The organism is Arthrobacter sp. LAR12-1-1.1, from assembly GCF_040676555.1.
Classification (GTDB): domain Bacteria; phylum Actinomycetota; class Actinomycetes; order Actinomycetales; family Micrococcaceae; genus Arthrobacter.
Genome location: NZ_JBEGIG010000078.1, coordinates 210,601 through 218,833 on the forward strand (window position 1 = coordinate 210,601; position 8,233 = coordinate 218,833).

Annotated in this window: 5 protein-coding genes and 1 rRNA gene; 2 read left to right on the forward strand and 4 right to left on the reverse strand. The window is 67.6% G+C overall.

Annotation, left to right across the window (positions count from 1 at the left end; all coding sequences use genetic code 11):
- Positions 1-140: 140 nt before the first annotated feature.
- Together MRBLAR12_RS23055 and MRBLAR12_RS23060 are read left to right on the forward strand one after the other, a co-directional pair.
- Positions 141-1,874 carry a helicase HerA-like domain-containing protein gene (locus tag MRBLAR12_RS23055; protein ID WP_364748743.1) on the forward strand — a complete coding sequence of 578 codons (1,734 nt, stop codon included), beginning with the start codon at positions 141-143 and terminating at the stop codon, positions 1,872-1,874.
- 115 nt (positions 1,875-1,989) lie between these two features.
- Entirely contained in the window at positions 1,990-2,982 is a 993-nt protein-coding gene (locus tag MRBLAR12_RS23060) for a hypothetical protein (RefSeq protein WP_229995051.1), read from the forward strand.
- Between the two features lie 199 nt (positions 2,983-3,181).
- Here the strand turns inward: MRBLAR12_RS23060 and MRBLAR12_RS23065 are convergent, their stop codons facing one another.
- The 4 genes from MRBLAR12_RS23065 to rrf form a co-directional block, all read right to left on the reverse strand.
- Positions 3,182-5,140, reverse strand: a complete 1,959-nt coding sequence (locus MRBLAR12_RS23065; protein ID WP_229995052.1) for an NHL domain-containing thioredoxin family protein — start codon at positions 5,138-5,140, stop codon at positions 3,182-3,184.
- Entirely contained in the window at positions 5,137-7,311 is a 2,175-nt protein-coding gene (locus tag MRBLAR12_RS23070) for a cytochrome c oxidase assembly protein (RefSeq protein ID WP_414645570.1), read from the reverse strand. The genes MRBLAR12_RS23065 and MRBLAR12_RS23070 overlap by 4 nt, the downstream gene beginning before the upstream one ends.
- 165 nt (positions 7,312-7,476) lie before the next feature.
- Entirely contained in the window at positions 7,477-7,764 is a 288-nt protein-coding gene (locus MRBLAR12_RS23075; protein ID WP_011776355.1) for an HU family DNA-binding protein, read from the reverse strand.
- A 373-nt stretch (positions 7,765-8,137) separates the two neighbouring features.
- Positions 8,138-8,233, reverse strand: a 5S ribosomal RNA gene (gene rrf / locus MRBLAR12_RS23080); the annotation flags it as partial.

The window sequence follows — 8,233 nt, forward strand, 5'->3', positions numbered from 1 at the left end:
AATCGGTGGCGTAATTCCGTCACGGCGTCGATGGGCCGCCGGCACGGCATCGATGGGGCGGCACAGTCGGTGTGCGCGTCCCGCGGAATAGGCCAGTCTTAGCCGGGTCCGGGAACCCCGGACCCGGCTAAGCTAACCGCATGGCCATCAAATCCACTGCAGATAAAGTCGCCACGATCCAGAAGGGCTACACCCTGGACGGCCCCACGATCGAACTCGGTGCGGCGATCGTCGATGGCGAACTCCACAAGGACGCCCCCGTCCGGCTGCCGCTCGCGATGATGAACCGGCACGGCCTCGTGGCCGGGGCGACAGGCACCGGCAAGACCGTCACGCTGCACATGATGGCCGAACAGCTCTCCACGGCGGGCGTGCCCGTGTTCCTTGCCGACATCAAAGGCGACCTCTCCGGGCTGGCCACGGCGGCCACGGGCAGCGACAAACTCCGGACCCGCACGGAGAGCATCGGCCAGGCGTGGGCCGGCAAGACCTTCCCGGTGGAGTTCCTGGCCCTCGGCGGCGACGGCCAGGGCATCCCGGTCCGCGCCACCATTACCTCCTTCGGCCCCATCCTGCTCTCCCGGGTCATGGACCTGAACGAAACCCAGGAATCCAGCCTGCAGCTCGTCTTCCATTTCGCGGACAAGAACAACCTGGAACTGATCGACCTCAAGGACCTGCGGGCCGTCATCCAGTTCCTGACCTCCGCCGAGGGCAAGGACGAGCTTGAGGAACTCGGCGGCCTCTCCAAGGCAACCGCCGGTGTGATCCTGCGCGAACTGATCACGCTTGAGGCGCAGGGCATGGAGACGTTCTTCGGCGAACCCGAGTTCGACACCGCCGAACTGCTGCGTACCGCGCCGGACGGCCGCGGCGTGGTCAGCTGCCTGGAGCTACCCACGCTGCAGACCAAGCCCATGCTCTTCTCGACGTTCCTGATGTGGCTGCTCGCCGACCTCTTCGAGGACCTGCCGGAGGCCGGGGACCTCGACAAGCCCAAGCTGGTGTTCTTCCTGGATGAGGCGCATCTGCTGTTCAACGGCGCCTCCAAGGCCTTCCTCGACGCCATCACCACCACCGTCCGGCTCATCCGGTCCAAGGGCGTCGGCATCTTCTTCGTGACGCAGACCCCCAAGGATGTCCCCGCCGACGTCCTCGGCCAGCTGGCAAACCGGGTACAGCACGCCCTCCGCGCCTATACCCCGGAGGATGCCAAGGCCCTCCGGGCCACCGTCTCCACCTTCCCGACCAGCGACTACGACCTAGAGGAGACCCTCACCACCGCCGGCATCGGCGAGGCCGTTATCACCGTCCTGAATGAGAAGGGCGCGCCAACTCCCGTGGCACTGACCCGGCTCCGCGCCCCGGAATCCGTGATGGGGCCCAGCACCGACGCCCTGATCTCCAGCACCGTCGCCGCCTCCGCGCTCCTGCCCAAGTACGGCACCGCGGTCGACAACATCTCGGCCTACGAGAAGATCGCCGGGAAGGGCGCTGCCCCCACCGGACCGGCCGCCGGGACCGCGCACCAGGGCGGCGCGGGCCAAGGCGGCGCGGACCAGGGCGGCAGCTTGGACGCCAACGCCATCGATGCCGAAGCCCGACGGATCGAGGAAGAAATCCTTGGCCGTCCCAGCAGCCGTCCAGCGCCGGCGCCGGGGACGCCCGAACACGCGAACGCGCCTGAACGGCGGGCCCCACGGCCGGCGCAGCCGACGGACGGCGGCGGCATCGCCGGCGGTGGGATCGGTGGCGACCTCGCGGGGGCCCTCGGCGGAGGCCTCAAGAGCATGGCCCGCTCGCTGGGAACCCAACTCGGCAGGGAGCTGCTCCGCGGCGTCTTCGGCACTTCCTCGAAGCGCCGCCGGCGCTAGGGATGACCACGGGGGCATCCCACCGAATGGTCTTGGCCCGCCATGCTCCGCGTCACAGATGCGCACCTTGACACAGGGATTCCTGTGGGGTGCAGGTAACGTAAGAATCGTGCAGATGAGTCAGGCGTTGGTCAAAATCGCGGCAGTGTGGCTGCTCGGACTGATGCTTGCCGTGGCCGGGGCCATCGTGTCCATCAACCTGGTGAACGACTCCGTTGCCGGGCCCCAGCAGCCGGTCCGCGAATATCTCAGCGCCCTGCAAAAGGGCGATGGCGAAAAGGCGCTGGGCCTGTTGCGCGCCTCCGTGCCGCAAAGCAACCCGGCGATGCTCGACGGAACCGCACTGCAAACCGCGGCCGCCCGCATCTCCGACGTCAAGCTTGGTGGCGCTGAGGAACGCGGCGCGAATCAGGTCATGGTGCCCATGGACTACACGATCGACGGCAGCCAGTTGCACGCCGAGTTCCTGCTGGAGCGCTCCGGCACCGAGTGGCTGTTCTTCCACAAATGGTCTTTCGTCCCCTCCGCGCTGCCCGTCCTGGACGTCACTGTGGTCAACTCCAGCGAGGCCACCCTCAACGGGGTACCGGTGAACATGCCCAACGGCCGCAACTCCTTCGCTGTCTTCTACCCCGGCGAGTACGAGGCCGCGCTGAACGGCCAGTACTTCTCCGCCCCGGCCAGCCGGGCCACCGTGGCGGGCGGGGACGCGCGCCCGGGCTCGCTGAACCTGCTGACCGAGGCCACAGGTGCCCTGAAGGAGGCCGTGAGCGGCAAGGTCAAGGAGTTCCTGGACTCCTGCGCCGACGAGGCCGACAAGCAGCAGATGCTGCAGCCCGACTGCCCGTTCTACCACGCCACCAACAACCGCGTGATGGACGGAACCATCGACTGGAGCATTACGGACTACCCGACCGTCAGCATCGAGCCGTTCGGCGGCCGCTGGGTGGTGGCGCCCCTGGACGGCAAGGCCCGGATCAAGGCCCGCCAGGTGGACCTGTTCACCGGCGCCGTGTCCGACATCAACTCGGTACACGATTTCAGCTTCACGACCCGCCTGGACATCGACGGCGACACCGTCAAGCTCACGCCGCAGCTCAACTACTAGACCCGGTTAACAACTACACCCGGTTAACTACTAGAACCGGGGGATTCCCCGCCGCAGTGTCTCTTCCCGTCACGCAGGGCAGACTTTGGCCCATCCGAGAGAACCGCCAGGACCTCCGCCACCATTGAAAGCCAAAAGGCTGCTGTCCGTGACGTGAGGTCACGGACAGCAGCCTTTGGATCAGCAGCGGTGCAGCGGGTCAGTCCATTCCGCGCAGGTCCAGGACCAGCTCGGTGTCGCCGTCGGCCTGCAGGAGCACGGGGATTCCCCAGTCCTGCTGGTACAGGTGGCAGGCGGCGTGGTCCGGGATCTCGCCGTCGGCGTCTTCGGGTCCGTCACACGCCGCCGCGCGGGCGGTGATGTGCAGGACGCCTTCGGCAACGTCGGAGGAAAGCTCCAGTGTGCGGAGGAGCCCCACGGACGTCCCGCCGCCGGAAACCAGCAGTTCGGGCGGTGTGGACGATATCTTCAATTGGGTGGGATCGCCCCACCGGTCGTCCAGCTTCTGCCCGGTGGGCGCCGTGAAGCGCACCGCCAGTTCGAGCGGCCCGGGCGCCACGGGGCTCTTGGGCCGGTGGGTCTGCGCAGCGCCCTCGTCCACCTGCTGCGCTTCCTTCGGGATGGGCACGTACACCAGCTGGTGCTTGTTGGCCTCGACCACCACCAGCAACGGCTCGGATCCGGCGACCTGGGTGTGGTCCACAATCACGTCCGAGGGCTCGGACAGTCCGCGTGCCAGCGTGGAAACCGTGCCCGTTGCCGGGTCGTAGCGGCGCACTGCGCCGTTGTACGTGTCCGCGATGGCCACCGAGCCGTCAGGGAGCACCGTCACGCCGAGCGGGTGCTGCAGCCGCGCCTCTGCGGCGGGGCCGTCGCGGAAGCCGAAGTCGAACAGGCCCTTGCCCACGGCCGACTCGACGGTGATGCTGCCGGCGTCGCTAATCACGAGTTTGCGCAGGGCGGAGGTCTCGGAGTCAGCCACCCAGATGTTGCCGTCGGCGTCTTCGGCGAGACCGGAGGACTGGGCGAACCAGGCTTCAGCGGCCGGGCCGTCCAGGAGACCTTCGAGGCCGTTGCCGGCGATGATCTTTACGGCGCCGGAGGTCGGCTCGAAACTGAAGATCTGGTGCACCCCAGCCATCGCCACCACCACGGCGTTGAGTTTGCTGGACCAGACGACGTCCCACGGCGAACTCAGGGACACCCCAAGCGGATCCGCCTCGAGCCGGGTACCGTAGGCGGCGCCTTCCTCGTTCACGCGGGCCGGGCCGGTTTCCAGCAGCCGCTGCACGCCGTTGCCGGCCAGCGTCCGGACGGTTCCGTCCGAGAGGGACAGTCCGCGGAGCCGGTGGTTCACGGAGTCGGCAATTACGACGTCGTAGCCGGCGTCCGCGGCGACGTCCTCGGGCAGCAGCACCAGGCCCTGCGGTTCATTGAACCGGGCGGTCGCGGCGTTGCCGTCGGCGTGGCCCTTTACACCGGAGCCGTACGTGGCCAGCAGCGTCTCAAAGTCGGTGGAGAGTTCCACGAGCCGGTGATGGCCGGTGTCGGTCACGAGCCACGAGCCGTCCCCGGCGCTTCCGACGCCACGGCCGTCGGGCAGGAACAGGGCCTTGCCCGGGAAGCGCAGCGTGCCCGACGACGGTTCCGGCGCCACATAGGGGCCGTCGCCGCGGTGCAGGGTGCCCCTTGCCTCATGCTCGGCGATCAGTTCGGGGATCAGCACGGCGAGGCCGTCCGCGTGGCCTTCACCGGAGAGGTGCGCCACGATGTAGCCCTCGGGATCGATGACCACCAGGGTGGGCCACGCCCGGGCCGTGTAGGCCTTCCACGTGTCCAATTCGGGGTCGTCGAGGACCGGGTGGCGGATCTCGTAGCGCTCCACGGCGGCCGCCAGTGCCACGGGATCGGCCTCGTGCTCGAACTTGGGCGAATGCACGCCGACGGTCACCAGGACATCCGAGTACTGCTGCTCGAGCGGACGGAGTTCGTCCAGGACGTGCAGGCAGTTGATGCAGCAGAACGTCCAGAAGTCCAGCAGCACGATCTTGCCGCGCAGGGATTCGAGGTCCAGGGACTTGCCACCGGTGTTCAGCCAGTTGCGGCCGACCAGTTCGGAGGCCCGGACCCGGAGATGGGTGCGTACGGTTTCGGTCATGAGCGTCCTTCCAGCTTTGAATTGCGTTCGGCAAGCCTGGCGTCGCGCTCGGCCAGCTTGGCAAACATATCGTTGTAAGCAGTGAGATCGGCGTCGTTATTCCTGTCCGCCGCCCGGTCGGTGCGTTTGGACTCGCGCGCGTCGGAACGGGACCACATGACGGCGACGCCAATCGCCACCAGCAGGGTGGGCACTTCGCCGATGCCCCAGGCCACAGCGCCACCCATCTGCTGGTCCAGCAGGGCCGAGGGGCCCCACGTCCGCCCCAGGTTGCCGAAGTAGTCCGCGGCCAGCAGCCCCGTGCCTCCCATGAGGGCGACGCCGAAGAACGCGTGGAAGCCCATGGTGGCCAGCAGGAGCAGCAGCCGCATGGGGTACGGTGCGCGGCGCGGCAGCGGATCGGTGCCGATCATGGTGAGCACGAAGATGTAGCCGGTGAGGGCGAAGTGCAGGTTCATGAGCTCGTGGCCCACGTGGTCCCGCATCGCGTAGCCGAACGCGTCCGAGTAGTAAAAGAGCACGATGGAGCCGGCGAAGTTGGCGGCCGCGAACAGCGGATGGGTCACCAGTTGCGAGAACTTGGAGTGGATGAAGATCATCAGCCACTCGCGCGGTCCGCGCGAACTGTCGCGCCGCGGGGTGAGCGCCCGGAGCGCCAGCGTCACCGGGGCGCCTAGGACCAGGAAGATGGGGGCCACCATGGTCAGGGCCATGTGGTCCACCATGTGCGCGGAAAACAGCACCCTGCCGTAGACCGACGGCGGCCCCGAGGTCACGTAGGTGAGGACCACGAGTCCGATCACCCAGTTGACCGTCCGGAACCAGGGCCACGAGTCGCCCCGTTGCAGCACCTTCCGGACTCCGAGGGCGTAGGACACCAGGGCAAAGGCCGCGACGGCGACCCAGAGCCAGTCGAGCCGCCACTCGGTGAGCCATCGTTCCGGGGTCAGTTGCGGCGGGAGCTCGTAGCCGGAGAGGATGAAGGCCGGCGACGCGTCGGGGGCGAAGGTGGTGGGCTGCGGCGGGGCAGAGCGTCCCAGCGCCACGGCGATCCCGGACGTCGCTCCCATGATGATCAGTTCGACGATAACCAGCTGCCACAGCACTTGGCGCGCGGACCTGCCCATGCCTCGGTTGCCCAGCTGCGGGATAACCCAGCGGCGGTGCATGAGCCCGATGCCGCCCAGCACAAGGACTGCCGCCGTCTTGGCGAGAATCAGTTGCCCGTAGGCCGACCCGAAGAGGTCTGCCCAGGTGGTGAGGCGGATGCTGGCGTTGATCACCCCTGAGGCGAAGACCAGAACGAAGGCAAAACCCGCAAGGGACGAGAACCGGCGCAGGGTCGGCTCGGTGATGTCTGCGGTGCGCGCGGACGCACCTGAGGTGCGCCCGCCGGCGCCGGTGCCGGTCAGGACGCCGGAAAGGATCGCCAGCATGATGATGCCGCCCACCCAGGCCGATACGCCCACCAGGTGCAGGCCGAGCGAGTTGATGGCGCCCTCGTGGTCGCTGGAGCTTGAGGAGTGCCCGATCAGGGCGGCGGGGACCAGCCCGATCAGCGAAAGGAGCAAGGTCAGTGCCAGGCCGCCTCGGGATCGCACGCCGAAAAGGGCTGTGGTGACGACGGCCGCGATGATCACGACAGCCAGCCAGGCACGTCCCGTTTCGATGTCCGTCATGAAGTACACGAGGGAGCGGGTGAATTCCGGATCCCCGGAGATGCCCTGCCCTGCAATGTCCGCATAGCCCAGGACCAGCACGGAGATCGCGGAGAGCGTCCAGACGGCGCCGGCCGCGGCGGCCACGGCCAGCGCCCGGGTGAAGGCCGGATGTTCCGGGCCGTCCTGCTCCTTGGTCCGGGAGCCGCTCCGGTTCCGCGGGAGGATCGCGACGGCGAAGATCAGGCCGCCGATCACGGTGGCCACGGCGACGTTGTGGACCGCTTTGCTCACCGGCAGCCCCCAGCGCACCAGCGCACCCGGATCCGAGACCTCGCGGGCGGCTGCCGCGCCGGAAAAGATGAGTGCCACGGCCAGGCCCACGAACAACGCGCTGAGGCCGGCTATCAGCCACGGCCGGGCAATGCCGCCAGGACCTTGGCCAGGGCCGCGTGTGTCCCCGGGGGGAACGGGCGCTGCGGTTGTGGGCGTGGGATTTGCTGCGGAAGGCACACCTCCATTGTCCGCTACGCCGTCCTGCTCAGCGAATCGGCCCCCAACGGTTCGGCTTTGGGGGTCGGTCCAGGCGACCGGGCGCGGATGGGGCGGGAGACGGCCGGGAACCAAAAAGGAGCGGCAACCCGAGGGTTGCCGCTCCCTTCAAGCCTGCGAAGAAGACTACTTCTTCTTGGCGACTGCAGCCTTCAGCTTGGAGCCGGCGGTCAGCTTGACGCTGTGGCCAGCGGCAATCTGGATGGTCTCGCCAGTCTGCGGGTTGCGGCCGGTGCGAGCTGCACGGTCGGTGCGCTCGACTGCGAGCCAGCCCGGGATGGTGATCTTTTCGCCCGCGGCGACAGAGGTCTCGAAGACCTCGAACAGTGCGTCGAGCACGGAGTTGACTGCTGCCTGGCTGGTGCCGGCCTTGCCTGCGACCTCTGCAACAAGTTCACTACGGTTCTTAGCCATTTATGTCCTCCTGGACGGTCATGATTTTTGGAGCCTGCACACGGCATGCGTACAAACCACTGTTCGAAAACTTACCAGCTTGGCGCCTCAGAGGTGGCAAATTCCGCGTGTTTTCGGCGTTTTTTGGGGAAAATCACTGGAATCGACGCCGATCGCGGCCAAATTGCGCCGAGAGCGGACGCCCCTTCGCCGGGGCCGATTCAGGCAGATCCACTGCGGTCCTCGCCGGCGGACTTTCCGCCGTCTGAACAGAGGGCCGGGGCGGCCTCACAGGCGGCCTGGCCCGGTGGTCCGGCAGCTGGTTTTGTGTTGTGGGGGTTAAATGCGGGAGGACCCCCAACGTGTGGTTGGGGGTCCTCGACCGTGAATGGTGTTCCGGCGGTGACCTACTCTCCCACACCCTCCCGGGTGCAGTACCATCGGCGCTGTGGGTCTTAGCTTCCGGGTTCGGGATGGGACCGGGCGTTTC

What these genes read in the sequence shown, in the direction of transcription:
- MRBLAR12_RS23060 (WP_229995051.1), top strand. Translation starts at nt 1,990, where the DNA reads ATGAGTCAGGCGTTGGTCAAAATCGCGGCAGTGTGGCTGCTCGGACTG.
- MRBLAR12_RS23075 (WP_011776355.1), bottom strand. Translation starts at nt 7,764, where the DNA reads ATGGCTAAGAACCGTAGTGAACTTGTTGCAGAGGTCGCAGGCAAGGCC.
- MRBLAR12_RS23065 (WP_229995052.1), bottom strand. Translation starts at nt 5,140, where the DNA reads ATGACCGAAACCGTACGCACCCATCTCCGGGTCCGGGCCTCCGAACTG.
- MRBLAR12_RS23055 (WP_364748743.1), top strand. Translation starts at nt 141, where the DNA reads ATGGCCATCAAATCCACTGCAGATAAAGTCGCCACGATCCAGAAGGGC.